Here is a 23,746-nt window from a genome sequence, read left to right as displayed (position 1 = left end):
ATAAATAAAGCTAACAATTATATACAAATAATTGTTAGCTTTTATCATTTTATTTAATTAATCCTCTGTAAATATGATCAATATTCCATTTCATCATAGAATAATAAGTATCTCCGTCACTACCCTTTTTAGCTAAAGAGTCAGTGAACAATTTAGAATAAATCTCTAAACCAGATTCTTTCGATACTTTTTCCATTGACTTAGGTGAAACAGAAGATTCCACGAACAAGCTTTTAACGTCAGATTTTCTAATCTTACCCAAAACTCGTTGCATTTGTTCAGGCGTTCCTTGCGATTCAGTATTGATTTCCCAAATATAGGCGGGTGTTACGTGATAAGCCTTACCGAAATACTTGAATGCACCTTCTGAAGTTACTAACAAACGTTGTTTTTCGGGAATTTCTAAGTATTTTGATTGTGCTTGATGATGCAATTTCTCTAACTTAGCAATGTATTTATCAGCGTTTGCTTGATAGTAGCTGGCATTTTTCTTATCTTTTTCCTTCAAGACTTTCGTAATAGCTTGAACGTATTTGACCCCGTTGGCTAAATCTAACCAAGCATGCGGATCTTCTTCATTCGCGTTAGTCGTCAAATGTTCCGGCGTCACTTCACTACTAGCTGAAAAAACATCCTCGCCAAATTTCTTATGCGAAGTCTCGACTAATTTGTTGAACCAGCCATTTCCACCAGTTTCTAAATTCAAACCATTGTGGAAAATCACATTAGCTTCAGTTGCGGCTGAAACATCACTCGGTTGTGGTTCATATTCGTGTGGATCCGTTCCTCGTTTGACAATACTGTACAATTCGATTCGGTCGCCACCAACGTTTTTGACCATATCTTCCAAAATTGAATTAGTCGTCACAACTTGCAACTTATCTCCAGCGGTTAAATCAGCGGAATGATTATCTCGACTATGTAAAAAGAAATAAACTCCACTGATCATCGCAATCACAGCGACTAAAGTTACCCAAATTCTCTTCATCGAGCCACACTCCTTTTCAACTTAAAGAAGTTTTGTTTTGGTGAAAAGACAAATGATAAGGCGAACAAACTAGCTGCCACAATAACGATTGCCGGACCTGATGCCCAGTTGAAAGTGTAACTAAAATACAATCCAGTTATCGCTGAAATCATTCCCACGACCGCCGATAAAACTAACATAATATTTAATTTGTCAGTCCATAAAAAGGCTGTTGCGGCAGGCGTAATCAACATCGCTACCACCAAAATAATTCCGACTGTTTGTAAAGCGGAGACGGTAACTAAAGTTAACACCAACATTAAAGCGTAGTGAATAACCTGGACTTTCAAGCCGTACGTTCTAGCGTAAGTTTCATCAAATGACGTCACTAACAATTCTTTATAGAACACGACTACGAACAAGATGACTAAACCTAATACGACAGCTGTAGTCATAATGTCGCTGTCACTAACCGCCAAGATATTTCCGAATAAAATATGATGCAAATTAGTGGAACTTTCTGCCATCGAAATCAAGATAAATCCTAAAGCATAAAAGGCACTAAAGACGACCCCAATTGACGTATCAGTTTTAATTTTACTTCGTGAGGCAACAAAACCAATCAATAAAGCTGCTAGAACACCAAAGACTGATGCTCCCAATAAAATATTGATACCTAACATGTAAGCCACGGCTACTCCGGGTAAAACCGCATGCGAAATGGCATCTCCCATCAAAGACATCCCTCGTAAAATAATGAAACTACCGATTATCCCTGACATAATTCCGACCATAACTGCTGTCAATAAAGCACTTTGCAGAAAGTCGTATTTGGTTAAAGCGTTAAAAAACTCTATTATTGATGCCATCACTGCACACCTTCCTTTTCCGCAAACAAGACTGAAGAAAGATCTGCACTAAAAGCTCGTTCGATATTTTTTGGATTATAAACTTCATTAGTAGGTCCAAAGTCCACGATACCGTGATTCAAAATTACCAAATCATCAAAATAATCGTGAACTTTGTTCAAATCATGGTGGATGACGATAATTGTCTTACCAGCATCCCGCCATTGTTTCAAAATTCTCATAATAGCTGTTTCACTTTGCAAGTCGATTCCAACAAAGGGTTCATCTAAAATGATAATTTCTGCTTGTTGGACGATTGCTCGAGCTACGAAAACCCGCTGCAATTGCCCACCTGATAAATTCCCAATTTGACGTTTAGCAAATTCCGTCAGTGAAACTTGTGCCAAAGCATCTTGTGAAAGTTTCTTCTCAGCTTTGCCTGGATTTTTAAACAAGCCTAATTTTCCATAAGTTCCAGTAAGGACGACGTCAAAGACATCGATTGGAAAAGTTAAATCTAAGTCCTTTCTTTGTTCAACGTAAGCAACTTGCTTTTGAACTGATTTCATTGTCTGACCATCATAGTCAATGTGACCACTTTTGATTTTGATCAGATTTAAAATTGCCTTAATGAGTGTAGATTTCCCTGCACCGTTCGGTCCAATGATTCCAGTGATCTTACCTGCGTTAAAGTTAACGGCAACATCAGAAAATACTGGTGTGTCATCGTAAGCGACAGTGAGGTTCTTAACAGTTAACATAAAGAGCCTCCATTCTTAGGCGGATTAACCGCTCTATTCAAAGAGTAACATATACCTTATGGTGTTTCAAGAAAATTATTAGGTTTACTTAACTTGGATTTTAAATATAGTTTAATATTTTTTGGAGGGGGGTGGGAATAAATATGCCGTCGTCCGCAAAAGCTCTGTGATTGGCTGGAACGCTGCCGGCACTATTTTGAGCTTTTGCATGGCCCCAAAGACGCAAAATCTCAAAACTAGGCCTTTTACTAAGCAACAAGTTGCTAAGTAAAATCTGGCGGCTGAGCCATCACAGGGCTTTTGCTCCCGACTAGATTTCATCTTCTATTCGGATAGAATTAGACACATATCTTCTGAATAACTACTCTATTTCTTTGTAGCATTACATAAAAAAAGAAGATACTACCAGAACCACAGCAATATACTGCAATTCCAATAATATCTTCTATTAATTTTCTGAAGTTACTTATATAAAGATAGAAATTACTATCTAGTCGGGAGCGAGGCCCTGAAAAATGCTCAGCCGCCAAATTGTCCTTAGCGATTTATCGCTTAGGACAAGACCAATCTTGGAAACAATCCCCGATTTTGGGATTGGTTTCAAGTTGTGTCGGCAGCGTTCCAGCGTTTTTCAGGGCCGAACGGACGACGGCAGCTTAATCTCTACAAAAGATTATTTATTTTCAGCGACTGCCTTATTAACAGCATCCTTTTCGCTTTCAACCAATTGAACTTTAGTTTCAACAATCTTAATATCCATCTTGATTTCACGTGTCAAACCTGGTGTATTAACCTTTGGTTCAAAGAAATCTTTAAATTCAGCCAAACGTTCTGGTGTATGGAAAATCATTGAAGTAACTGTGATGTAAGTTGAGAATTCCATGTCTCCACCAACAGTCTTTTCTAGCCAGTTCCACTCATTTCTAATCCAGTCCCAAGCATCTTGTTGAGCATTTTCATTAGCTAAGGTTCCACGATACCATGCACGTAGGTCTTGAGGTTTGATGACATCAGCATTTTCAAATTGTTTAACGAGTTTTTGAATCAAGTTGGCATCTGGTGTACTTGTGATAGCTACTGCCAAGTCGGCTTTGTAACTAGGGTCACTTGATTTAACATAATCATTTAACAAATTATCGAACAATTCTGCACTACCATAATTCTTAACTTCATTTCTCAAAACTAACAAACGAATATCAGCTGATAATGCACCTAAGTTATCTTTGTTATTAGTAAAGATTTCGTGAGCTTGGGCTACGGTATCCTTGTTCTTAGCATACAAAGCAGCGTTGAGTACGTAAGGACGAGTCAATTGATCATCATTTGATTCATTTTCCTTTGGTTCCCAACCTAGACGAGCAACTTGGTTAGCACTCAATTTGTTGAAGAAGGCTTTCAAGTTTTCTTCAGCTTCTGAACCTGGTGTGACGAATTTCTTCAAGTTGTTAGCTGTACGATACAAAGCAGCGTTAACTACATTTGACTTACTGTCAGAAACTTTTGTCAACAATGGCACAATTGAAGCGTAAGAAATTTGATGAGCATCGGCCAACAATTGTAAGTCTTGAATAATACCGAGTTGAGAAATGGCATCGATTGAATCAATATTTTCCAAGATATCGCTTAACAAAGTATCATCATATTTAACGATAAAGTGTGAGTTATTACCGACATTTAGACGGAATGGCTCTCCAGCATCTTTATGCAATGTTTCGTAATCACCAATTGTGATTGTTTGATCAGCCATGATCTTAGGAGCAGCACCGTAGTTACTGTTCAAAGGAATTTGCCATAGACGGCCTTCATCTTTACCAGCACCAATAAAGAATTGTTGTTGTGACAATTGAATCTTACCGTCAACGACACTAGCTGAAACTACTGGATAACCTGGTTGTTGAAGCCATGAGTGCATAATCTTACCAACGTCGATACCAGAAGCATCACCTAAAGCATTCCAAAGGTCATCACCTTGAGCATTGCCGTACTTGTGAGCTTCGAAGTACTTCTTCAAACCAGCACGTAAGTTGTCGTCACCTAACAATGAACGTACCATAACTAGCATACGGGCACCCTTAGCATAGACGATAGCTGAGTCAAACAAGGCGTCAATTTCAGCTGGATTGTTGACTTGAACGTGAACTGATTGAACACCGTCAGTCGCATCACGTTGTAAAGCAGCCGGAACATCGGATGTTTGGAACAATTCCCAGACATTCCATTCAGGCTCGATAGCATCAACGGCAACGTATTCCATCATGTTGGCAAAACTTTCATTTAACCATAAGTCATCCCACCACTTCATAGTTACCAAGTCACCGAACCATTGGTGAGCTAATTCGTGAGTAATAACAGTAGCGACTAATTGCTTAGTATCAAGTGAAGTATTGTCAGGATCGACCATCAAGTAAGCTTCACGATAAGTTACTAGTCCCCAGTTCTCCATTGCACCGGCAGAGAAATCAGGAAGTGCCAATTGCCATGAATGTGGAAGTGGATATGATGTTTGATAGAAGTCTTCGTAAAATTCGATGGCACGTTTAGCAATGCTCAAAGCAAAATCTAATTCGTTAGCTTTGTGAGCTTTAGTTGCGAAAACGCCGACTTCAACACCACTCTTAGTCTTAATAACTTTACTTTGAAGATCACCGAAGGCAAAGGCGATTAAGTAAGTTGACATCTTAACGGTTGTATCGAAGTAGTGAATGCCATTTTCAGTTCTAATTTCAGGCATGTTAGCCAAAATTGTTTCGCCGGGCTTTTCATCAAACTTGATAGCCATGTCAAATTTAGCTTTAGCTTCAGGTTCATCGACACATGGGAAGGCTTGACGAGCAAAAGTAGTTTCAAATTGTGTACCGATAATTTGCTTCTTTTCGCCATTTACTTCGTAATATGAAGGATAGATACCCATCATCGAGTCAGTAAGTTTGGCATTGTATGTAATAGTTAAAGTTGTTTCACCAGCTTGTGGTAAGTCGATGTTAATGGCATCGTTGTCATCGTCAGTTGTGAATGGAACGTCTTTACCATCAGCTTGAACGGATTCAATATTCAAATACTTTTGGTGGATAGAAATTGATGGCACTTTAGCTTCACCATCAATAACAGTCTTACCAGAAAATTGTTTTGTGCCACGATTGATATCGATAAAGACATCGTAGCGGCTAGGTTGAAATTTATCATAAAAACGTGTTATTTCAGTCATAAGTTCCCCTTTAATCTTTTTTTAATACACTTCTAATTAATTATAATCTTTAGTTTAGATGAGTTTCAACAAATATGGAATGATTTGAATCAAAATAAAAAAGCTCATTGGGACTATAAAGGTTCTTTCTTAACTTTGACTAGTAGTAATATTCCGTCCTCCATAGCAAAGAAAATTTGGCTGGAACGTAGTGGGCACGATTTTGAGCTTTTGCAAAGTACGCAAAATCTCAAAACTCGGCCTTATTCTAAGCAACAAGTTGCTAAGAATAATTTCACTACTGAGCCAATTTTCTTTGCTATTCCGGACTAGATAGCGGTTTTAATCTTTTATAATCAAACAAACAAATAAAGAAGGAACGGACGACGTCATCCAGCACTAACCTAACTTGAGAAAGAGCCACCGTGAACTACATCGGCACTAAAGTACCGAGCTTCTAGGAACATTCCATACTTGCCAACTAGTATTTCAACTAGTCGGTAGAGGCTAGAACTATTTTACTAAGGCTTGTTCCAAGCCATTGTTCAATATGTTTTTACTTGCATTGATATCACGATCATGATGAATATCGCAATTAGGACAATCCCATTCCCTTATATCTAACTCATGTTTACCATCATCGTAACCACAGTTAGAACAGATTTGACTAGTCTTGAATGGATTAACAATTAGAAGTCTCTTACCGTACCATTCACATTTGTATTCAAGCATCAATCTTAATGCTCTCCATGATTGATTAGCGATAGCACGTGATAATTTATGGTTGCCAAGAAGATTTTTGGTTTTCAAATCTTCAATAACAATCAAATCATTATCTTCAACCAATTTGCGAGTTATCTTATGGAGATAGTCTTTTCTTTGATTAGCAATCTTCTCACTATATTTAGCTACCATGAGTTTAGCTTTCATATAGTTTGAATATTGTTCTAAAGACTTTGAATCAATCAATCCAAATTTCTTTTTATACTGGATATCTTTTAGAGCTTGAGCACGTCTTCTAGCTAATCGTTTTTCCCAATAATGTTTCTTTTTAGCAAGTTTCTTATCAAAACGAATAGTTTTATATTTATTTCCGTCTGAACAGATTACTAGATCAGAAACACCCATATCAAGACCAACGGCTTTGTTAGTTTTTGACAAGTGAGCAATATTTTCGTTAACAGTCAAAATTGCGTAATATTTGTTAGTTGATGATTTACGAATAGTCACGTACTTGATAGTACTAGGGATAGCTTTCTTGTTCTTATATTTCATTACTCCAAGTTTAGGTAATTTGATATAAGAATCATCAAAGATTTCAACATTGTTATTAACAAATTTAGATTGATAACTTTGTTTTGGATATTTCTTACTTTTGAATCGTGGGAATTTACGTTTTTTACTAAAGAATCCTTTATAGGCTTCAAATAAGTCTTTATTAGAAACTTGTAAACTAGTACTTTCAGCTTTCTTTAACCAACTATGTTCTTTTTTGAAAACTGTTAAAATGTAATTCAAGTCAAATGCTTTCAAAGATTTCAAATCAGGATTATTTTCATGACGTTTTATCATCATGTCTAGCATATTGTTCCAAACGAAACGATTAGCGCCAAAGTTGTATTCAATAAGTTCCTTTTGGTAATCATCTGGATAGATACGTAATTTGATACCCTTTAAGGCCATATGAACCCCCTCCCATGATTTGGTATCGTAATTATATCACGTTAAAGAGAACATATGTTTGTTAAAGCGTCTAAAATTGCATAATTCATTGATTCATCACGGCAATAAATTACCGTGTTTTCTCAATTAGCAATTTTTATAAACAAAATATCCAATTGCACCAATAAGTGATATTCCCAACCATAATACAATGATAATTAATAAGGCTAATATTACTGCTAACCCCTTTTGATCTATAGCGACAAACTGATTCTTTAAATCAACGAATTCATTAAATTCAAAAAATAACTTGCGTAATGTCCTCAACAATAGCCAGGCTACAACAACTGCTGCCGAGCGTTTGAAACATGTCCAAAAACTTATTTCTTCCATATTACCCCCCCATTTGAGATTTCTTTCAGGGTATCATAATTTATTTGGACACGAAAATTTGCTCTAATCATTCAATTCTTTAACCAAGTTATACCAAGTCTCACCAGCGTGTTCCGAATCTGCTACTCCAAGATTTTTAAAACCATTCTTCAAATAAAATGGTAGATTCTTTTCCAAACTAGTTAAAGAAATACTTTCTCGTTGGGCTTTTCTGGCGTTATTTTCCATTGCTTTCAACAACTTACTACCAATACTATGTCCTCTAAAATTAGGATCAACAGCGATGGTAAAGATAATTTGATTGCCGCCAGTTGGTAAATTTTTGGGTGTATTCTCATACATCCAGTCTTCTACAAATTTTTCTTTGACAGCTGGTCCTACTACAAAACCTACTACTTGTTCATTAATGCGAGCTATTAAAAAAGTATCTTGTAATTTCTCAATTCGATCTTGATATTGTTCTTTTGTCCCGGCTTCTTCAGGTGTGAAACCTAAGTTCTCAATTCTAACAATTTCTGGTAGATCTTTTAATGTTACTTTAGTTATTTCCATGTGTGACCTCAATTTAAATGATTAATATTTTGATTAATTTATACTATCATAATCATAGAGTTAAAAGAGGAGTGTTGATGTTATGGAAACTGAAAAAATGATTAGTTCTCGTAAAGCTGTTCGTCAATATAGTGGTCAAATTACTGACGAGCAACTCCACAAAATTTTACTAGCTGGTAATGCTGGACCTGTTGGTATGGGCGAATATGATAATTACCGTTTGACAGTTATTCAAAAACCTGAAATTCTTGATAAAATGAGCGGTATTTACGATGCTCCAACCGTTATCGTCGTTTCAGCCAAGAATCCCGATACTATGGAAGATATTTCTGCCGGTGCTATCGTCCATAACATGGAATTGGCTGCTGAAGATCAAGGATTAGGTGCCAATTACAATATGGCTAGTGTTGGTTCAATTCCTAGTGGCGTTATTCCCGATGGTTTTAAAGCAGTCTTTGCTTTAACTATTGGTCAAACTTCTGAGAAATTTGTTCCACGTGAAATACCTATGGATAGAATTAAAACTAATATCGTTAAATAGAAAAAGTGAGTAGACTGATTAATCTACTCACTTTTTTCATTTCTAAATTACTGTATCAATAATTTGATACCTTAAACTATTTAATCTAAACCATACTTATCTTTATTATCACGAATATAATTGTTTAAATAATCATGAACATATTCTTCTTGTTCTTCTTTATCTTTTTGTCTTTTTTCATCATATTCTTTTACATAATCTCTGTCCTCCTCATTCTTTTCGCTATAATCAGTATCATCCGCATCGTATTCACTAGAACAGGCCGTTAAACTTACTGAAAAAAATGACAAAAAAATAAATAAGCCCAAATATTTTGTTAATCCCCTAAACATATATGAAACCTTCTCTTTCTTTATACAACTAAGTTATTATCAAACAAATATATCATTTCCCTATTAGATTTCATATATAAACCATAAGATTTATCTATTGTTATTTGGAATACTATAAAACAATTTTTTTGATTACTAACAATAATAAAGATTACACGCAAACTATCAAATATTAAATCCATCCAAATTATCAAAAAAAGTAAACCAATTCAATTTTGGTAATCTAATACAAAATAGCAGCTGATTAGTTCTTGCTTTAATTTCAATTATGTCTTTCGTCACTATTTTTAACTATATTTATTATCATTTAATTCATCCAAAGAAACAAAAAAGGACATTCATCAGTCTACTCACTTTTTTCATTCTTCATTTCTTTTAAAAATTCCTCTGCCAAACGTGATAAAGTCCGTGATTTCTTCCAAATCAAGACAGTTTTGGTTGAATCTAAATAATTTAAACTCTTAAAGACTAAGTCTCCACTTTGATATTCTGGTTTATTAAAAGTAATCGCATACCCCATTCCCGACATGACCATTGCTCGCATATTATAATTCATATCATAAGTACCCGTAATTTTATAATCACGAACATACTCATCCAAATAAGATGTCAATTGTGAATGAACATCAATTTGCCTTGGTACTATTAAGTTCATTCCCTTTAAGTCAGCTGCCACAAAATTATTTTTACCGAAGTTGTCCTCTGATTTAGGCATTACAATTCCTGTTTCATTATCAATTGGCAATGATAATTTATTATAACGATCTAAAGAATCATTAGTATAAACGACACCAAAGTCCAAAATCCCTGCATCAAGGTTCTTAAATATTTGATCTGCATCCTGAGTTTCAAAGTTAACACTGATATTTTCACCCTTTTTAATCAACTTATTAAAGGCCTTTGTCAACATCGCATTTGCTTTTCCCTCACCGGCCGCAACATACAAATCTCCTGACAAAACTTTCTTATTCAAAATAGCGGAACTAGTTGATTCCACCAAACTATTAATTTCTTTAGCACGTTCTAATAAGAAATAACCGTCATCGGTCAAAGAAATTTCTCGTGGACCTCTTTTGAAAAGTGTTGTTTCCAGTTCTATTTCCAAATCTTTAATTTGTCGTGACAAAGTTGACTGCGAAATGTGTAATTTTTCCGCCGCTGAAGTGATGCTTTTATCATTTACAATCTCGACAAAATACCGTAATACTCGTAGTTCCATCTCATCCATCCCTTTTAGTCATGGCTAGTACTGCAATATAACTGTTTTACATCATACCTTTTAGCACTTATATTATAAACATAAATTGATTCACAGGAGGAATTTAAAATATGGATTTATCAAATAAAGTTGTCGTAATTATGGGTGCTTCATCAGGTATCGGAGCTGCCACAAGTAGATTATTAGCTAAGGACAATGCTAAATTAGTTATCGCTGCTCGTCGTTTAAATCGTCTAGAAGAAATTCAAAAGGATTTCCCAGGAAAGATTGATGCTTATAAAGCTGACGTCACAAAATTTGAAGATGTTAAAAATGTTATCGATAAAACAGTTGAAAAATATGGCCGTATCGATGTTCTTTACAATAATGCCGGTATCATGCCTACCGCTCCTTTAATTGAAGGACGTCGTGATGAATGGCAAAATATGCTTCAAATCAACATCATGGGTGTTTTAAACGGTATCGCTGCTGCCCTACCTTACATGGCTAAAGCTAAGAGTGGTCATATCATTACAACTGATTCAGTTGCTGGACACGTTGTTGGACCAGATTCAGCTGTATATAGTGGTACAAAATTTGCAGTTCGTGCCATCATGGACGGTCTTAGACAAGAACAAGCTGAGAACAACATTAAAACAACTATTGTTTCACCAGGTAGTACTGGTACAGAATTATTTAATTCAATTAATGATTCAGATCAAAAGAAATTTGCGGAAGATTTCTTCGAAAACGTTGATGGATTACAACCAGATCAAATTGCCTCAGCCGTTGAATTCGCTATTGGCACAAAAGATAACATGTCAGTCAGTGAAGTAATTGTTCGTCCAACTAGACAATCTCTATAATTAAGAAGGAATAAATATGAAAACTCTACTAGTCTATTATTCAAAAACAGGTATCGTTGATAAAATGGCTCAACTTATTGCAAAAAAATTGAACAACGTTGATTTATATAGAATTCAAACTGTTCGTAAATATGCAGAAGGAATGTATGATGCATGGGATCAAGCACAAGTTGAAATTGCAGACAACAAAATGCCAGAATTATCTGGAGAATTACCAAATCTTTCTAAATATGACAATGTGATTATTGGTGGTCCCGTTTGGGGATTCAATCCATCTAACCCTATTTTGTCATACGTCAGACAAAACGACTTCTCAAACAACAACATTGCTGCTTTTTGGACTTACTATGACCATGACGAAAAATACACTAGTGCCCTACATCGTGAGATACCTAACTTTGATCCTCAAAATGGACTAGCCTTGAGTATGTCATTAATAGGTAATGAAAAATTACTAAATCAAAACATCGATAAATGGATTGAGAAAATTAATTTCTAATCTAAAAAAATCAACTAATCGTTTTGCGGTTAGTTGATTTTTTTCATTTCTAAAGTTTTATTCCTGTAATTTTGGCTAATTGCTCTAAATAATCATTTTGTAATTTTTCATCATCGGCTCGTTTATCATAGTGACTTGGTCTTTGATGATGGAAATATCCACCGCTCAAGCTTTTATCATCAGAAGTAGCGAATTTTACTTGAGTCATATAACCTGCTGTTAAGTCGTCAGTTGCCATTTGACCACCCATTTTTGTCGGTACCCAACCGGGATCAACTGCTGTCGAAATCATTTCTGGATAACGTTTAGCTAAAGCTTTTACCAACAACACAATTTGTAACTTAGATGATGAGTAATCTGTCGTTTTAGCTAGATTATTAATATCTAATTTTGCTCCAACATGCATTCCTGAAGAAACATAAATACTGCGTTTAGGTTTATTAATCAAAGCTGTTAGTAAATAAGGTGCCACATCATTTACTTTGAAGGTCAATTCATGATCAGAAGTATAAATCCCCGCATTGTAAATAATCGTATCGAATTGTCCTAAGGCATTAACTTGTTTAGCAATACTTTCAACTTCTGATTGCTTGCCCAAATCACCAATAACAATATCTTTGACATTTATTTTTTGACGAACATCTGCTGCTCGTTGTTCATTTCTGGCATGTAAAACTACCTCATTTCCGTCTGCCAGTAGTTTTTTGGCAGCTAAGAAACCCAGTCCGTCAGTTGAACCAGTAATAAATATTTTTGCCATTTTGATCACCTCTCTTAGTATCAAATATAATATCTTTTACTATCCACGTAAAATAGTTATATTGGATGATTATCCATGACTAAAAGTAATAATCAAAAATTTTCCTTTGATTTAAAAAAATTCTAGTGATATTATCTTAAAGTATTTACTGCGTATAATGGTTCAGCGTAAAGCACACAAAAGTGTCTTTGCGCTTTTTTTGTGCAAAGACAAAGAAAGAGGTTTAATATTTTGGATTTTTACATGAAGCTTCCACGGAATAAAAGAGAATTTACATTGTTTATTGCAATCGTTTCAGTTCTCTCGGTTAACATCATTGCTCCACTCATTACTTGTTTTGAGGTAGGGTTTAGTTTTCACACTTGGGGACAGACTCTACAAGTTCTACCATTTATTTGGCTAGTAGTAGTCGCATTTGTTCTAATCACTAATGCACCAGCATCGAAAGTAACTAATCAAATACTTGATAAAGAAGACAGTTTCAACGCTCATATGATTATCAATTGCTTAGTAAACGTTCTGATGATGTCAGTCTTCTTAACTGTCATTGGAAGTTGGATCGGTACCAGACACATTTCTTGGCTACCAATTACCCAATTCTTTTACAAATGGCCTAGAAACTTCGCTATTTCATTTTTCGTTGAAGCAGTTTTAGCGCAGCCTTTTGCTCGTTTTATTTTGTTAAAGAAACATCAATTGGAGAAAAAATAAAAAATCAGCTTGACCTAAAGTCAACTTCAAGTAATAAGCTAAAGTTATTAAGAAAAATGGGGGAAATTATGAAAAAGCCATATATTATTTGTCACATGATGACTTCAGTTGATGGTCGTATCGATTGCAATATGACTGAGCACTTACAAGATCAAAGTCAACTACCACTGACTAAAGTCAGTGGCTTGCGAACTTCACTAAATAGCTCATCACTACTTAATTACTAGTCTCAACTTATTCAGATAAAGCATTGCATCATAATGTCTCATGCCGTAAAGCAATCGGAATCATAACGTCTTATGCGCTAATTACCAGAACTTAGGACGTGAGTTGCCAAACGTCCGCACTTATTACTTATATATTGGACTATCTTCAGTTAATGGTTTAGTTAATTCAATCAAACCCTTAGCTAAGATATTTTTAGAAGCATTCCAATCTCTAATATGATGAGTACCACAATTAGGACATGTCCATTCTCTATCCTTGAGAGTTAGTTTACGAGTATTATTCGTACCCATCCTAAAGCCACATTCACTACATTGTTGGGTCGTATAAGCTGGATCAACTTCAACGAAAGTTCGACCGTACATCGGAGCTTTATATTCCAACATACCTATGAATGTTCTCCAACCAACATCTGAGATGGACATGGCTAAAGCATGATTTTTTAACATATTTCTACTCTTCAAATTCTCCCCAACTATCAAATCGTGGTTTTTGATAAGTGTAGTTGAGAGATTATGAAGGAAATCTTTACGTTGATTTCTTACCTTAGCGTGAAGTTTAGCTACTAGTTTACGTTGTTTTTGATAGTTCTTAGACTTCCAAAGTTTACGTCCTTCTGATTTAGCTCGTCTAGCTCTTCGAGATAGCTTACGTTGTTCTTGGGCTAATCTACATTTGATAGAGCGGTAAAACCTAGGATTATCAATGGTATTGCCGTTACTATCAGTTAAAAAATTTTCAGTGTTTAGATCATAACCAACTTGAGAATTTGTTTTAGGTAGTTGTTCTTTAAATGGTTCATTACTCTTCAGTAAGAAAGAAACGAACCATTCTCCGGTTGACAAATGCTTGATAGAAACAGTAGCTATCCTAACTAATTTATTAGTCGGTAACTGCTTTGATAGTTTGACCTTGATACGACCAACTTTAGGTAGTCTAATATGCTTATTGTCTATGAATTTAATTGAACCATTGTATAAGGATGGAGCGCCACCATTTTTCTTAATGGTAGCTGAACTGTAATGATTAGAAGTTCTATATCCTTGATTTGGATTAGACTTTCGTTTGAAGTTTGGTGCTCCAGAATTATGTACTTTATGAAACAGATTCCAGGCTGACTTGTAACTCATTTCGGCTTTAGATAACATATCGCTATCAATATCTTTATCGCCTAACCATGGATATCTATCTTTAGTAATACGGGCCAGTCCTGTTGGACGGGCTGTGCTAGCTTTAAGTAATTTATCATTTTTGTTGTACTTCCAGTATTCTTCTGGAATGGGATATAATTTATCTAACTTATTACTATAAATTGATGAATCAGTCCAACTATTGGCAACCAATTTATTATAGATAAAACGAGAAGTATTGATATTCTTCCAGAAGATTTTTTCTTGTCGTCTGTTAGGATATATTCTCATTTTTAAGCCCATCATATATTTCATTTCAATCTTCATCATTTCACCCCCTTACCTTTATAGACATATAGTATACGAACTTATGTTCAAAGTCCCGTAATAAGGGTGCAATATAAGAAGTTCGATATCAAAAACTAATATATTAATAAAAAAGGAGGGCTTACCTCCCACGAATAAATTCGTGGGTATCACGCCCGGCTTAATGAATATTACGATACTTTAAAAGCCACTGAAGCTCCAACTACTATCAGTGGTCGTGTAACTGCTGAATTAGAGTTAGCCCAGGATGGAAAATTTGTTTCCAAGACTAACGAAGTTTTAGGCAAAGAATCCTTCTCTAAAAAAGTTACTGCCGATAATTTCAATATTGTCATGGATACGAGAGAAACTTTACTTTGGGAAGAAGATTCACAGTACAGCCGTCCTTACTTGATTGTTACTAGTGAAAATGTAAAGAAAGATTATTTAGAATATCTTGATTCTAAAAATATTTCTTGGATCGCCACTGGTAAGGAACATATTGATTTAAACCGTGCTGTTGAAATTTTGGCTACTGAATTCAACATTGAAAGATTAGCTATCGTTAGTGGTGGAAAAATCGACGGCGGTTTCTTGGATGCTGGTTTGATTGACGAAATTAGTATTTTAATGGGACCTGGCGTTGATGGTCGCACTAACGCACCTTCCGTTTTTGATGGACGTGCAAATGACAGTCATTCCCTACCTTTGAAATTGCAAAGTGTTCAAAGTTACGATAACGGTGCTATCTGGATTCGTTATCAAGTTCAAAAATAATACAAAAAATACCGTTGCTTAATTGCTAACGGTATTTTTTGTATGCTAGTTTTATTCAAGACATCCCTATATACTTAAATCATAAATGTTTCTATTAAAGGAGCGATACTATGCGTAAATTCACTTCTCTACTAACCATGGTACTTTGGGCGTTAATTGTTGCATTTGTGATTAAAAATACTTCAATCGAACACGGTCCTAATAATTTAAATTTGAGCATTTCCATTCATCAAGACTCTTTTGGTTATCTTTTAGTCAGCACTTTACTCGTCACTGCTTTTAATTACATTTACTATCATTTGATTCGTACTAGAAAATAAAAAAGAACGCCTATTTCAGCGTCCTAATTTTAGATTAAACTTCTTCTTCAACGATTTCTTCTGCTTCGGCTTTCTTAGCAGCAGCACTTTGCATTTTACCCAAAACTCCACGAGCAATAGGTCCAACGATAATCAATTGTAATGGTAGAGCAACAATCAAGTTAAAGATCCAAGTGTGACCATAAGTAGCTAATACATGGCCTTGTGATAACTTGCCTTCAACAGTGATACCGAAGAATGACATCAATGTTACCATTCCTAGAACCATCAAAACTGAGATTGTGATACCGATCAAAACGGTATTTTTCTTCATATAATCATTAATAATGTATTTGAAAGCTAATCCTTTAGCAATTGGTCCAACAATCAATAAATCTAAGATAATCGCAACGATCAAACCTAGTGGATAACCCTTTAAGATTTCCATAACTAGTCCACTACTTAATCCCTGTGCCATTGCGACGTTGTAACCTGTCATTACTAACACCATCAATCCGGCCATAATGGCTGTGAATACAACTTCTTCTTTTAAATTACGTGGCATATATTTCCCACACTCCTATTTTTTTATCAGCGAATATAAATATACCACGTTAAAAATTTCTTCATAAGTTACAATTTGATTACAAATTCAAAAAATCGCTTGCATTTTTAAATGAAAACGTACTCATTCAAATTAAATTGACAAAAGGCCTTTTCCAACTCAAACTAGTTATAAATAGAAGAAACGTAGGTACAAAAATGGACAAACAAACTAAGTTCGTTAAATTATCAAATATCGGCTTGGATAACCTGGAATTGTATAAAAAGGTAGAAACTGGTTATTTGGACAATGTGTGTTATTTATACACTAACAAAAACAGTCGCAGCGCCTTTGTTGCCATGAACTCAACTCAAAAAGTTTTGGATTTTTACAAATTCTATACTTCAATGGATAAAGATGACATCATCGATAAAATCAAGGCTATTTTCAGTAATGACGAAGCAACTGATTTCAAAAAGGAATTCGAAAATACTAAAGAATTCACTTTGACAGATAATGTTGTGGTTGAATTGCCTTTTGATAACGGTGTTTTCAAAATATAAACACTAAATAAGCTCAGCTAGAAATTAAATCTAGTTGAGCTTATTTTTTTAATTATTAAATTCGAATGCATTTTGACTAAACTCGGTATGGAACTATTTTACAAGAACTCAAAAATGCCTATTTAGATGAATTGAAACGGATAATTGCCTAGTGTTGATTTGCAGATTCAATCAAAATTTTCTTTTCCTACTAATGGGTCACTGAATGCTTCCTTTTGTGTAAGATCATGGGTATTAAGGAATTCCTCATCTTCAAAAGGATTAGCGATTTTCTTCAAATAAACTAATCCACCAAACCGTCCTTGGAAAACATCGTATTCTAAATTTTCAGCTTTTATGCTTTTGGGAACTGAAATTTTTCTCATTTTACAAAACCTTCCCGACTAAAAAATCATGCTAATAATTTTATTAACATGATTTTTTGTTTATTTTAATCTTCCAACTTCATTTAACTTAGCTAAAACTGAATGCTTATGTGGTGCGTGATTAATTACTTCCGAGAGATCCTGACCGGCAACATTTCCGTGGTGCTTTCCACCTTGCCAAGGACCAACATCAGTAACATCATAGATAATCCCATCAATTGCAACATAGGCAGGTCGACCTTCCTTTCCATCAAACTTCTTTAATTCGTCTAACGTCATTTGCTTATCCGGCACATCTACAACCTCACTTTCCTTCTATTTACATCCTTATTATTGCACGTTCCTATACAAGCAACATGTTATATGCTCATTCAAATTCAGAATGGGAAACGTGTTGTGGATAGAAGGCTTCTACTTGATCACGTTTTTCTAGTAAATCCCAATACGTTTGAGCTATTTTGTCTGGAGCCATCTGATCTGATGAACCAATGATTCCTTGAATAGTTACCAATCCAACAAAAATATCATCAGAAGCAACTTCTTTATGCAAAGTATAGGCGTAACTTCTCAAAGCGGCCTTGGTCAAAGACAATGTTGAAGCCTTATCGGATGGACGAATAGCTGCTCCACCACCAGTGAAAATTATCGAACGTGGCAAATTTGGATTAGTACTCTCAATAAAGGATTTGGCCGCATTGATAGCACTTAAAACATTAGTTTCAAAAATATCCCCAATTAAACCGACTGTACTGGATAATGCATTATCTAAATGTTTATTGCCAACGTTAAAAACTAAGTTATTAATTTTCCCATCTCGCATAATTAATTGTTGAATCATTTTATCTGTACCTGCAAAATCGTTGACATCACAGGCATAGTTAGCGGCCGCAATATGTTCTTTACGTAATTCTTTAGTAGCAGTATCCAGCTTATTTTGGTCGCGTGATACTAAGACTATTTTTTGACCATGTTGTCCGTATGATTTTGCGACTTCCAAACCGACACCACTATCTGCACCGATTACTATTGTTGTCATAATATTGCCCCCTCAAGCCAATTATAAACACAAAAAAGACTCATCAATTGATGAATCTTCTTATTTATTACGATAATCTTTAACATTAGAAAATCTTTTAAGTTCATCCAAATTGTTTTCATCTTTCAAGTGTTTAGTATACTCTTCTGCTAAATTTGGAATAACCTCATTTGTACCTTTCACAAAATGAATGGTTTCCGTACCTGCATCGACTGCAGTCTTATAATACCATTCTTTAAATTTCAAATAACTCATCGTATCTTGTAAATCTGTTATTTGTTGTTGGAGGTCTTTTCTATGTTCCTCTAAAAGATTGTACCTTTTAGTTAAAGTACTATCACCTTGTAATCTGAAGTTGATAAATTTAGAAATATCAGCGACTGATACGCCAGCATTTTTTAAACAAACTATTGTCCTCATTAAGTGAATATCATTATCAGTAAATTCTCTTCTACCAATTTCATTTCTCTTAACAAATGGCAATATACCAGACTTGTCATAGTAACGAATAGTGTCAATCGTTACACCTAATATTTTAGAAACTTGACCAATGCTATAAGTCATTTTGTTAACCTCATTAATCATCTGTTGATACAGAAAGATCACGTCGACTCTTTATTTCATCAACTATGCTCTCTAAATTACTAATACCACCCTCAAAAGCAAATTGTCCTAATGGTAGGTGTTTAGGTAATTCTTTTCCGTTTATAACTTGATTATAAATCACTTGAGCAATTTTTTGTGGATCTCCGGGTGCCGATGTAACAGAATCAGGAACGCTATTAATGTCATCTGAGAATTTTTGATAGTCATTAATCGTTGGTTTGACTTTCTTAGAAGAACGACCAGACCAATTGGTTCTAGCTCCACTAGGTTCAACATTCATTACTTGGATACCAAGGTCACTAACTTCTTGACGAAGAGTATCAGAATATCCTTCCACAGCATATTTAGTAGCACTGTAAAAACCCATTGTAGGTAGTGTCGTCAATGCCAAAGCTGAAGACAAATTAACAATGATTCCGTTCTTTTGTTTTCTCATGATAGGTAGAACTGCATTAGTCATATTTGCTAATCCAAAAACATTAACATCAAACATATAATGAACTTGTTGCATATCACTCTCTTCAATAGTAGAGAAATATCCTAAACCAGCGTTATTAACTAAGACATCAATTTTTCCGAAACGGTCATATGCACTCTTAACAACATCTTTAATCTTAGGTGTATCAGTTACATCCAAAATCACTTTAAGAATTTTACTATCATCGTATTTATCTAAATAATCTAAATCTGACATCTTTCTGGCAGTTGCGATTAAATTATTATCAACATTAGCGGCCACTATTTGTGCCAATTCTTTACCAAATCCACTTGAAGTTCCTGTTATTAACCATGTTTTTGTCATATTAATTTACTCCTTATTATTTTTTAGAAATATTGATCAAACCATCTAGCCACTTTTGATGACCGTTCAACATTGGATTAGGATCCCGTTTTGCTAAATCTTTAGCGGGTTTCTCAATTTGTGATTCTTGGGTAATTATTCTAATTCGACCATCATCTAATTTTTCAATCAAAAAAGCATGATAAACATCGAATTGAGTATCTTCATCACCATTTTGCCAACCGTGCCATGCCAATCTAGCAGTTTTTCCATCAACTGGTTTGACTAATTCCATTACTTGAGCATCAATTGGGAATCCAAAAGTGTCAAAATGAAATTTTTCGGCAAATTTTAATAAAGAACTAGATTTATCACTTAAAACGATATTTGTGGCATTGTCGTAATAAGTTTCCCATTTAGACGTATCAACTAAATTACTCCAAACTGTGTCGATGTCGACTTGATTACTGATAACTTCATTTGAGACGAAGTTATCTGTTGTTCCTGGTAAATATTCTGTAGACCAATTAATTGATTTCATATTAATTTTCTCCTTAAATGTTTGTTTGATTTTCTATTACTAATTTTCCGACCATATGGTGTCCACCAACAATCTCATGTGCTTTTTTTATTGTTTCAGCATTGAGTGGCGCCTTTATAGTCTTAGTTCTTGTGGAATGAATCTTATTTTCTGATATAAGTTCACCGAGTAAATTCAATAGTTCACCTTGACTTTGAGTACGGTAATTATATTTACTCTTGGTAAACATCAATTCCCAATCAAAGCTCAATGATTTCTGTTGTAATTTTCTAACATCAACTGGTGTATTAGTTCCCGTAATATTGACCAAATGTCCAAATGGGCGAACTAATTCCACTGTTTCGTCAAAATATCGTCCTGTATCGAATAAATTAATACTGTTGTCGATTGTTAAACCTAAATCATTAATCTGTTGAACTAAGTCTTTATGGTAATCAATTTGATAGTCGACATGGTTCTTCTTTAACCATTGATAATTTTTAGGACTACTAGTTGCTACTACTTTTAAACCAATCAAATGCGCTAATTGGGTCAAAATTGAGCCAACTCCACCAGCACCGTTGATTACTAAAATGGTTTCATTATTATTATCTGCAGGATTCTGAGAGTAATTTAATTTTTCAAATAAAATTTCCGCTGCGGTCAACCAAGTTAATGGCATTGCGGCTAAATCATTAAAATTATTATTAGGAGCTAAAGATACGAGATTTTCATCAACTAATTGTTCATCAGCATAACTTCCAGCTCTTTGTGTTGTTCCAGAATAAAAAACTAAATCGTCTTTATGAAATTTATTTACTTTAGATCCGGCTTCAATAACTACGCCTGCTGCATCAAATCCTAGAACTCTAGAATTAGCAGTGTGGGGATTCTTTTTTATATCAACTGGATTGATTGAAATTGCTTTAACTTTTACCAAAATATCTGAGCCAGTTGGATATAGTTCTCCCATCGGTTTATCAGAAAAACTACCATCGTCGTTAATTATTACTGAATTCATATGATTATTCCTTTCCATCAAAGAATAAACATACTTTATATCCTGGAGTCAGCTCCAGCACAAGCATTTAATTTATTTTTTTGCAAAAAAAAAGATGCTTTCGCATCTTTAAAAACATTTATTATCCTTGACCATTCATAAATGCTGGATAAAGTGTCATCCCACCATCAATGAATAATGTTGTTCCTGTAACATAACTTGATTCATCAGAAGCTAACCATGCAGCACCGGCAGCTACTTCTTCGGGTTTACCGATTCGGTTCATTGGAACCATAGAAACAGTTTGGTCATATTGTTCTTTGTCAGCAAATTTCTTAGCATTGATTGGCGTATTGATAGCACCAGATCCAATAGCATTGACACGAATACCATCTTTAGCATATTCCATTGCTATTGTCTTAGTGAACAATTTTACGCCACCCTTAGCAGCTGCATATCCAGCAAATGTTGGCCATGGAATTTGTTCATGAACTGATGACATGTTGATAATATTGCCTTTTTTATTATTCTTTTTGAAATAAGCTAAGGCAGTTTTAGAACCTAAGAAGACACCAGTTTGATCAATGGCAACCATCTTGTTCCAGTCATCAAGTGATAGTTCATGGGTAGCTGATTTGATTTCCATACCAGCATTGTTGACCCAAACATCCAAATCGCCGAAATTATCTAAAGCAGCTTGAAGTAATTTTTGATTACCTTCTTCAGTCGAAACATCGGCTTGAACGATAACAGCCTTACCACCATTTTTTTCTACAGCTGTAGCAGCTTCTTGAGCACCTTTTTCATCACTGTGATAATTGATTACAACTGACATATGTTCTTTACCGAATCTTTCAGAAATGGCCGTTCCAATTCCTTTTGAGCCACCAGTGATTACAGCAATTTTTTTATTCAAATCTTTGTACATAATTGATTCCTCCAAAATTTAAAATAATGTGGTAACAACGGCCCCTATAACAATCAATACTAACCCAAAAATCGTTAATTGTAATTCATGTCGACTTTTCGTTTCACGCAAGAAAACCATACCACCAATAGTAGAAATAACTACTGATAGTTGCGAAACGACAAAGGCCGAATTAACACCGTTGTCACGAACTGACAAGATATAAGTAACCGAAGCAATTGAAAAGATGAATCCTGCTAGTAAACTTTGCCAACTAGACTTTTCTTTCAATATTTTTGGCTGACGGGTGAATATTATATAGAGTAGTACCGCTATTACCATACCCACTGATTCTGGGAAAAAGATGGCTAGCCCGGAAGATGTCATAGCTTTAGGAATGGAATTATAGACTAGAAAACCTATTGTCGTTAAAATTAACATCACTAAGGTTCTGGTTTGATTGTTTGTCGAAGAACTCTTTTGATCTTTTTTAGCCGTCAAGAAAACGCCAATAATCAAAAGAATAATTCCTAAAAAGCCAAAAATTTTAGCATTAGTTGATACCCATTCTCCAAAAAGAAAAACTCCTATTAAAGATGTCCCAATCAGTTGAAGTCCCGTCGAAATTGGCATTGTTTGCGAAACACCGATTTCTCTATACGCATTATACTGTCCTAATTGACCGATGATCCAAAATCCACCTGCCAGGGCTGCTAATAGAAAGGTCCCAATGGAAATACTTGGCCTCATTATTAATAGAACAACTATACTGACTATCAATGTTCCAACAGCCGTTCCAAATATCTGATTAATAGGTTTCCCATTTATTTTTGATACAGCCAAGGGCAAAATCCCCCAAGCCAGAGCTGGTAATAACATTAAAATGATACTCATATTTTATCCACTTCCGTAATTTTTATATCTCTCAAACAACATAAGTAAGTGTACAGCTGTTGTTTCATGAAAAAAATTACTAGATAAGTATGATAGTATACTTTAAACGTATGCTTTTATTTCTTTAAAGGAATTATCAAATAAATTCTAGATATCAGCTATCAAGTTGCTTCTAAAGAATTCCACCTACTACCTAAAGATAGATATCAAATCGTAACTCAACACGATCCTGAAGAAATGATTATTGAAGATGTCGATTTAGGATTTACTCGAACAAAAGATTTCTTAATGTTTAGTTTGACTTCCAGTCCTAGAGAATTAGCTGACAAGGAAAACCTTTACTGCAAATTAGTTAAAGAACTACATGAAAAAACTGGTATTTCACCAGAAGACATAATGATAAATATCACGCCTAATACTAAAGAAGACTGGAGCTTTGGTAATGGTGAAGCACAATTTATCAACGGAAAATTAAATTAGAAATACATACACAAAAAATCCTACTAGATTAATTTCTAG

Annotated in this window: 31 protein-coding genes; 10 read left to right on the top strand and 21 right to left on the bottom strand. The window is 34.8% G+C overall.

The features are described 5' to 3' along the window. Positions 1 to 49 precede the first annotated feature (49 nt). The 4 genes from G6534_RS11655 to G6534_RS11640 all read right to left on the bottom strand — a co-directional run bounded on the left by G6534_RS11655 (position 50) and on the right by G6534_RS11640 (position 5,781). Positions 50 to 988, bottom strand: a complete 939-nt coding sequence (locus G6534_RS11655) for a metal ABC transporter substrate-binding protein (RefSeq protein WP_182082948.1) — start codon at positions 986 to 988, stop codon at positions 50 to 52. Further along, on the bottom strand, positions 985 to 1,836 hold the full coding sequence (locus G6534_RS11650; RefSeq protein ID WP_182082947.1) for a metal ABC transporter permease: 852 nt from the start codon (positions 1,834 to 1,836) through the stop codon (positions 985 to 987). Before G6534_RS11650 ends, G6534_RS11655 begins: the two co-directional genes overlap by 4 nt. Continuing rightward, positions 1,836 to 2,576, bottom strand: a complete 741-nt coding sequence (locus G6534_RS11645) for a metal ABC transporter ATP-binding protein (RefSeq protein WP_059075227.1) — start codon at positions 2,574 to 2,576, stop codon at positions 1,836 to 1,838. The genes G6534_RS11650 and G6534_RS11645 overlap by 1 nt, the downstream gene beginning before the upstream one ends. 673 nt (positions 2,577 to 3,249) lie before the next feature. Further along, a complete protein-coding gene (locus G6534_RS11640) occupies positions 3,250 to 5,781 on the bottom strand; it encodes a M1 family metallopeptidase (RefSeq protein WP_059075226.1) in 2,532 nt (843 codons plus the stop codon). Positions 5,782 to 5,865: 84 nt separating this feature from the next. Here G6534_RS11640 and G6534_RS11635 point away from each other — a divergent pair, with 84 nt between their 5' ends. Further along, entirely contained in the window at positions 5,866 to 6,093 is a 228-nt protein-coding gene (locus G6534_RS11635; RefSeq protein ID WP_182082946.1) for a hypothetical protein, read from the top strand. A 180-nt stretch (positions 6,094 to 6,273) separates the two neighbouring features. Here G6534_RS11635 and G6534_RS11630 read toward each other — a convergent pair whose 3' ends face one another. From G6534_RS11630 to G6534_RS11620, 3 genes are all read right to left on the bottom strand, one after another. Continuing rightward, positions 6,274 to 7,443, bottom strand: coding sequence for an RNA-guided endonuclease TnpB family protein (locus tag G6534_RS11630; protein WP_182082945.1), 1,170 nt, complete (start codon positions 7,441 to 7,443; stop codon positions 6,274 to 6,276). Positions 7,444 to 7,569: 126 nt separating this feature from the next. Next, complete coding sequence (locus tag G6534_RS11625; RefSeq protein ID WP_059073869.1) at positions 7,570 to 7,815, bottom strand: hypothetical protein; 246 nt, start codon at positions 7,813 to 7,815, stop codon at positions 7,570 to 7,572. Between the two features lie 63 nt (positions 7,816 to 7,878). Beyond that, positions 7,879 to 8,367 carry a GNAT family N-acetyltransferase gene (locus G6534_RS11620; protein ID WP_059073868.1) on the bottom strand — a complete coding sequence of 163 codons (489 nt, stop codon included), beginning with the start codon at positions 8,365 to 8,367 and terminating at the stop codon, positions 7,879 to 7,881. An 82-nt stretch (positions 8,368 to 8,449) separates the two neighbouring features. Here G6534_RS11620 and G6534_RS11615 point away from each other — a divergent pair, with 82 nt between their 5' ends. Beyond that, a complete protein-coding gene (locus tag G6534_RS11615) occupies positions 8,450 to 8,908 on the top strand; it encodes a nitroreductase family protein (RefSeq protein WP_182082944.1) in 459 nt (152 codons plus the stop codon). Between the two features lie 80 nt (positions 8,909 to 8,988). Here the strand turns inward: G6534_RS11615 and G6534_RS11610 are convergent, their stop codons facing one another. Together G6534_RS11610 and G6534_RS11605 are read right to left on the bottom strand one after the other, a co-directional pair. Further along, entirely contained in the window at positions 8,989 to 9,240 is a 252-nt protein-coding gene (locus G6534_RS11610) for a hypothetical protein (RefSeq protein WP_182082943.1), read from the bottom strand. A gap of 346 nt (positions 9,241 to 9,586) precedes the next feature. Then, positions 9,587 to 10,459 (bottom strand): LysR family transcriptional regulator, encoded by an 873-nt coding sequence (locus G6534_RS11605; RefSeq protein WP_059073865.1) that lies wholly within the window; start codon positions 10,457 to 10,459, stop codon positions 9,587 to 9,589. Between the two features lie 110 nt (positions 10,460 to 10,569). Between G6534_RS11605 and G6534_RS11600 the strand changes: the two genes are divergently transcribed. Both G6534_RS11600 and G6534_RS11595 read left to right on the top strand, forming a co-directional pair. After that, positions 10,570 to 11,304, top strand: a complete 735-nt coding sequence (locus G6534_RS11600) for an SDR family oxidoreductase (RefSeq protein WP_182082942.1) — start codon at positions 10,570 to 10,572, stop codon at positions 11,302 to 11,304. Positions 11,305 to 11,320: 16 nt separating this feature from the next. After that, on the top strand, positions 11,321 to 11,803 hold the full coding sequence (locus tag G6534_RS11595; protein ID WP_182082941.1) for a flavodoxin: 483 nt from the start codon (positions 11,321 to 11,323) through the stop codon (positions 11,801 to 11,803). Positions 11,804 to 11,852: 49 nt separating this feature from the next. Here the strand turns inward: G6534_RS11595 and G6534_RS11590 are convergent, their stop codons facing one another. Beyond that, the gene (locus G6534_RS11590) at positions 11,853 to 12,563 is read right to left on the bottom strand and encodes an SDR family NAD(P)-dependent oxidoreductase (protein WP_182082940.1); all 711 of its coding nucleotides are present in this window, start codon (positions 12,561 to 12,563) and stop codon (positions 11,853 to 11,855) included. Positions 12,564 to 12,839: 276 nt separating this feature from the next. Between G6534_RS11590 and G6534_RS11585 the strand changes: the two genes are divergently transcribed. Continuing rightward, the gene (locus G6534_RS11585; protein ID WP_238788902.1) at positions 12,840 to 13,274 is read left to right on the top strand and encodes a hypothetical protein; all 435 of its coding nucleotides are present in this window, start codon (positions 12,840 to 12,842) and stop codon (positions 13,272 to 13,274) included. Positions 13,275 to 13,342: 68 nt separating this feature from the next. After that, a complete protein-coding gene (locus tag G6534_RS12385) occupies positions 13,343 to 13,501 on the top strand; it encodes a hypothetical protein (protein ID WP_238788901.1) in 159 nt (52 codons plus the stop codon). Between the two features lie 123 nt (positions 13,502 to 13,624). Here G6534_RS12385 and G6534_RS11575 read toward each other — a convergent pair whose 3' ends face one another. Then, entirely contained in the window at positions 13,625 to 14,959 is a 1,335-nt protein-coding gene (locus G6534_RS11575) for an RNA-guided endonuclease InsQ/TnpB family protein (protein ID WP_369833257.1), read from the bottom strand. Positions 14,960 to 15,289: 330 nt separating this feature from the next. Here G6534_RS11575 and G6534_RS11570 point away from each other — a divergent pair, with 330 nt between their 5' ends. Beyond that, complete coding sequence (locus tag G6534_RS11570; RefSeq protein WP_182082938.1) at positions 15,290 to 15,712, top strand: dihydrofolate reductase family protein; 423 nt, start codon at positions 15,290 to 15,292, stop codon at positions 15,710 to 15,712. A gap of 110 nt (positions 15,713 to 15,822) precedes the next feature. Next, entirely contained in the window at positions 15,823 to 16,032 is a 210-nt protein-coding gene (locus G6534_RS11565) for a hypothetical protein (protein WP_182082937.1), read from the top strand. 34 nt (positions 16,033 to 16,066) lie between these two features. Here the strand turns inward: G6534_RS11565 and G6534_RS11560 are convergent, their stop codons facing one another. Next, complete coding sequence (locus G6534_RS11560) at positions 16,067 to 16,576, bottom strand: DUF2798 domain-containing protein (RefSeq protein ID WP_182082936.1); 510 nt, start codon at positions 16,574 to 16,576, stop codon at positions 16,067 to 16,069. Between the two features lie 197 nt (positions 16,577 to 16,773). Here G6534_RS11560 and G6534_RS11555 point away from each other — a divergent pair, with 197 nt between their 5' ends. Continuing rightward, positions 16,774 to 17,118 carry a hypothetical protein gene (locus tag G6534_RS11555; RefSeq protein ID WP_119318788.1) on the top strand — a complete coding sequence of 115 codons (345 nt, stop codon included), beginning with the start codon at positions 16,774 to 16,776 and terminating at the stop codon, positions 17,116 to 17,118. Between the two features lie 167 nt (positions 17,119 to 17,285). Here G6534_RS11555 and G6534_RS11550 read toward each other — a convergent pair whose 3' ends face one another. The 9 genes from G6534_RS11550 to G6534_RS11510 form a co-directional block, all read right to left on the bottom strand. Continuing rightward, positions 17,286 to 17,483 (bottom strand): antitoxin of toxin-antitoxin stability system, encoded by a 198-nt coding sequence (locus G6534_RS11550; RefSeq protein WP_182082935.1) that lies wholly within the window; start codon positions 17,481 to 17,483, stop codon positions 17,286 to 17,288. 60 nt (positions 17,484 to 17,543) lie between these two features. Next, complete coding sequence (locus G6534_RS11545) at positions 17,544 to 17,762, bottom strand: cytochrome b5 domain-containing protein (RefSeq protein WP_369833473.1); 219 nt, start codon at positions 17,760 to 17,762, stop codon at positions 17,544 to 17,546. 88 nt (positions 17,763 to 17,850) lie between these two features. Then, positions 17,851 to 18,519, bottom strand: a complete 669-nt coding sequence (locus G6534_RS11540) for an SDR family NAD(P)-dependent oxidoreductase (protein ID WP_182082933.1) — start codon at positions 18,517 to 18,519, stop codon at positions 17,851 to 17,853. 60 nt (positions 18,520 to 18,579) lie between these two features. Continuing rightward, a complete protein-coding gene (locus G6534_RS11535) occupies positions 18,580 to 19,083 on the bottom strand; it encodes a MerR family transcriptional regulator (RefSeq protein ID WP_182082932.1) in 504 nt (167 codons plus the stop codon). 13 nt (positions 19,084 to 19,096) lie between these two features. Continuing rightward, complete coding sequence (locus tag G6534_RS11530; protein WP_182082931.1) at positions 19,097 to 19,927, bottom strand: SDR family NAD(P)-dependent oxidoreductase; 831 nt, start codon at positions 19,925 to 19,927, stop codon at positions 19,097 to 19,099. Between the two features lie 16 nt (positions 19,928 to 19,943). Further along, complete coding sequence (locus tag G6534_RS11525; protein WP_182082930.1) at positions 19,944 to 20,447, bottom strand: SRPBCC family protein; 504 nt, start codon at positions 20,445 to 20,447, stop codon at positions 19,944 to 19,946. 13 nt (positions 20,448 to 20,460) lie between these two features. After that, on the bottom strand, positions 20,461 to 21,447 hold the full coding sequence (locus G6534_RS11520; protein WP_182082929.1) for a zinc-binding dehydrogenase: 987 nt from the start codon (positions 21,445 to 21,447) through the stop codon (positions 20,461 to 20,463). Between the two features lie 121 nt (positions 21,448 to 21,568). Further along, the gene (locus G6534_RS11515) at positions 21,569 to 22,354 is read right to left on the bottom strand and encodes a glucose-1-dehydrogenase (protein WP_182082928.1); all 786 of its coding nucleotides are present in this window, start codon (positions 22,352 to 22,354) and stop codon (positions 21,569 to 21,571) included. 18 nt (positions 22,355 to 22,372) lie between these two features. Next, the gene (locus tag G6534_RS11510) at positions 22,373 to 23,227 is read right to left on the bottom strand and encodes a GRP family sugar transporter (RefSeq protein WP_182082927.1); all 855 of its coding nucleotides are present in this window, start codon (positions 23,225 to 23,227) and stop codon (positions 22,373 to 22,375) included. Positions 23,228 to 23,464: 237 nt separating this feature from the next. Between G6534_RS11510 and G6534_RS11505 the strand changes: the two genes are divergently transcribed. Continuing rightward, the gene (locus tag G6534_RS11505) at positions 23,465 to 23,707 is read left to right on the top strand and encodes a tautomerase family protein (protein ID WP_338025392.1); all 243 of its coding nucleotides are present in this window, start codon (positions 23,465 to 23,467) and stop codon (positions 23,705 to 23,707) included. Positions 23,708 to 23,746 lie beyond the last annotated feature (39 nt).

The sequence above is a fragment of the Companilactobacillus pabuli genome, assembly GCF_014058425.1.
Classification (GTDB): Bacteria; Bacillota; Bacilli; order Lactobacillales; family Lactobacillaceae; genus Companilactobacillus; species Companilactobacillus pabuli.
This window is presented reverse-complemented; position numbering and strand designations above follow the sequence as displayed.

Coding starts and splice junctions, on each gene's coding strand:
- G6534_RS11655 (WP_182082948.1), bottom strand. CDS start 988: ATGAAGAGAATTTGGGTAACTTTAGTCGCTGTGATTGCGATGATCAGT.
- G6534_RS11650 (WP_182082947.1), bottom strand. CDS start 1,836: ATGGCATCAATAATAGAGTTTTTTAACGCTTTAACCAAATACGACTTT.
- G6534_RS11645 (WP_059075227.1), bottom strand. CDS start 2,576: ATGTTAACTGTTAAGAACCTCACTGTCGCTTACGATGACACACCAGTA.
- G6534_RS11640 (WP_059075226.1), bottom strand. CDS start 5,781: ATGACTGAAATAACACGTTTTTATGATAAATTTCAACCTAGCCGCTAC.
- G6534_RS11630 (WP_182082945.1), bottom strand. CDS start 7,443: ATGGCCTTAAAGGGTATCAAATTACGTATCTATCCAGATGATTACCAA.
- G6534_RS11625 (WP_059073869.1), bottom strand. CDS start 7,815: ATGGAAGAAATAAGTTTTTGGACATGTTTCAAACGCTCGGCAGCAGTT.
- G6534_RS11620 (WP_059073868.1), bottom strand. CDS start 8,367: ATGGAAATAACTAAAGTAACATTAAAAGATCTACCAGAAATTGTTAGA.
- G6534_RS11615 (WP_182082944.1), top strand. CDS start 8,450: ATGGAAACTGAAAAAATGATTAGTTCTCGTAAAGCTGTTCGTCAATAT.
- G6534_RS11610 (WP_182082943.1), bottom strand. CDS start 9,240: ATGTTTAGGGGATTAACAAAATATTTGGGCTTATTTATTTTTTTGTCA.
- G6534_RS11605 (WP_059073865.1), bottom strand. CDS start 10,459: ATGGAACTACGAGTATTACGGTATTTTGTCGAGATTGTAAATGATAAA.
- G6534_RS11600 (WP_182082942.1), top strand. CDS start 10,570: ATGGATTTATCAAATAAAGTTGTCGTAATTATGGGTGCTTCATCAGGT.
- G6534_RS11595 (WP_182082941.1), top strand. CDS start 11,321: ATGAAAACTCTACTAGTCTATTATTCAAAAACAGGTATCGTTGATAAA.
- G6534_RS11590 (WP_182082940.1), bottom strand. CDS start 12,563: ATGGCAAAAATATTTATTACTGGTTCAACTGACGGACTGGGTTTCTTA.
- G6534_RS12385 (WP_238788901.1), top strand. CDS start 13,343: ATGAAAAAGCCATATATTATTTGTCACATGATGACTTCAGTTGATGGT.
- G6534_RS11575 (WP_369833257.1), bottom strand. CDS start 14,959: ATGATGAAGATTGAAATGAAATATATGATGGGCTTAAAAATGAGAATA.
- G6534_RS11570 (WP_182082938.1), top strand. CDS start 15,290: ATGGATACGAGAGAAACTTTACTTTGGGAAGAAGATTCACAGTACAGC.
- G6534_RS11565 (WP_182082937.1), top strand. CDS start 15,823: ATGCGTAAATTCACTTCTCTACTAACCATGGTACTTTGGGCGTTAATT.
- G6534_RS11560 (WP_182082936.1), bottom strand. CDS start 16,576: ATGCCACGTAATTTAAAAGAAGAAGTTGTATTCACAGCCATTATGGCC.
- G6534_RS11555 (WP_119318788.1), top strand. CDS start 16,774: ATGGACAAACAAACTAAGTTCGTTAAATTATCAAATATCGGCTTGGAT.
- G6534_RS11550 (WP_182082935.1), bottom strand. CDS start 17,483: ATGAGAAAAATTTCAGTTCCCAAAAGCATAAAAGCTGAAAATTTAGAA.
- G6534_RS11545 (WP_369833473.1), bottom strand. CDS start 17,762: ATGACGTTAGACGAATTAAAGAAGTTTGATGGAAAGGAAGGTCGACCT.
- G6534_RS11540 (WP_182082933.1), bottom strand. CDS start 18,519: ATGACAACAATAGTAATCGGTGCAGATAGTGGTGTCGGTTTGGAAGTC.
- G6534_RS11535 (WP_182082932.1), bottom strand. CDS start 19,083: ATGACTTATAGCATTGGTCAAGTTTCTAAAATATTAGGTGTAACGATT.
- G6534_RS11530 (WP_182082931.1), bottom strand. CDS start 19,927: ATGACAAAAACATGGTTAATAACAGGAACTTCAAGTGGATTTGGTAAA.
- G6534_RS11525 (WP_182082930.1), bottom strand. CDS start 20,447: ATGAAATCAATTAATTGGTCTACAGAATATTTACCAGGAACAACAGAT.
- G6534_RS11520 (WP_182082929.1), bottom strand. CDS start 21,447: ATGAATTCAGTAATAATTAACGACGATGGTAGTTTTTCTGATAAACCG.
- G6534_RS11515 (WP_182082928.1), bottom strand. CDS start 22,354: ATGTACAAAGATTTGAATAAAAAAATTGCTGTAATCACTGGTGGCTCA.
- G6534_RS11510 (WP_182082927.1), bottom strand. CDS start 23,227: ATGAGTATCATTTTAATGTTATTACCAGCTCTGGCTTGGGGGATTTTG.
- G6534_RS11505 (WP_338025392.1), top strand. CDS start 23,465: ATGATTATTGAAGATGTCGATTTAGGATTTACTCGAACAAAAGATTTC.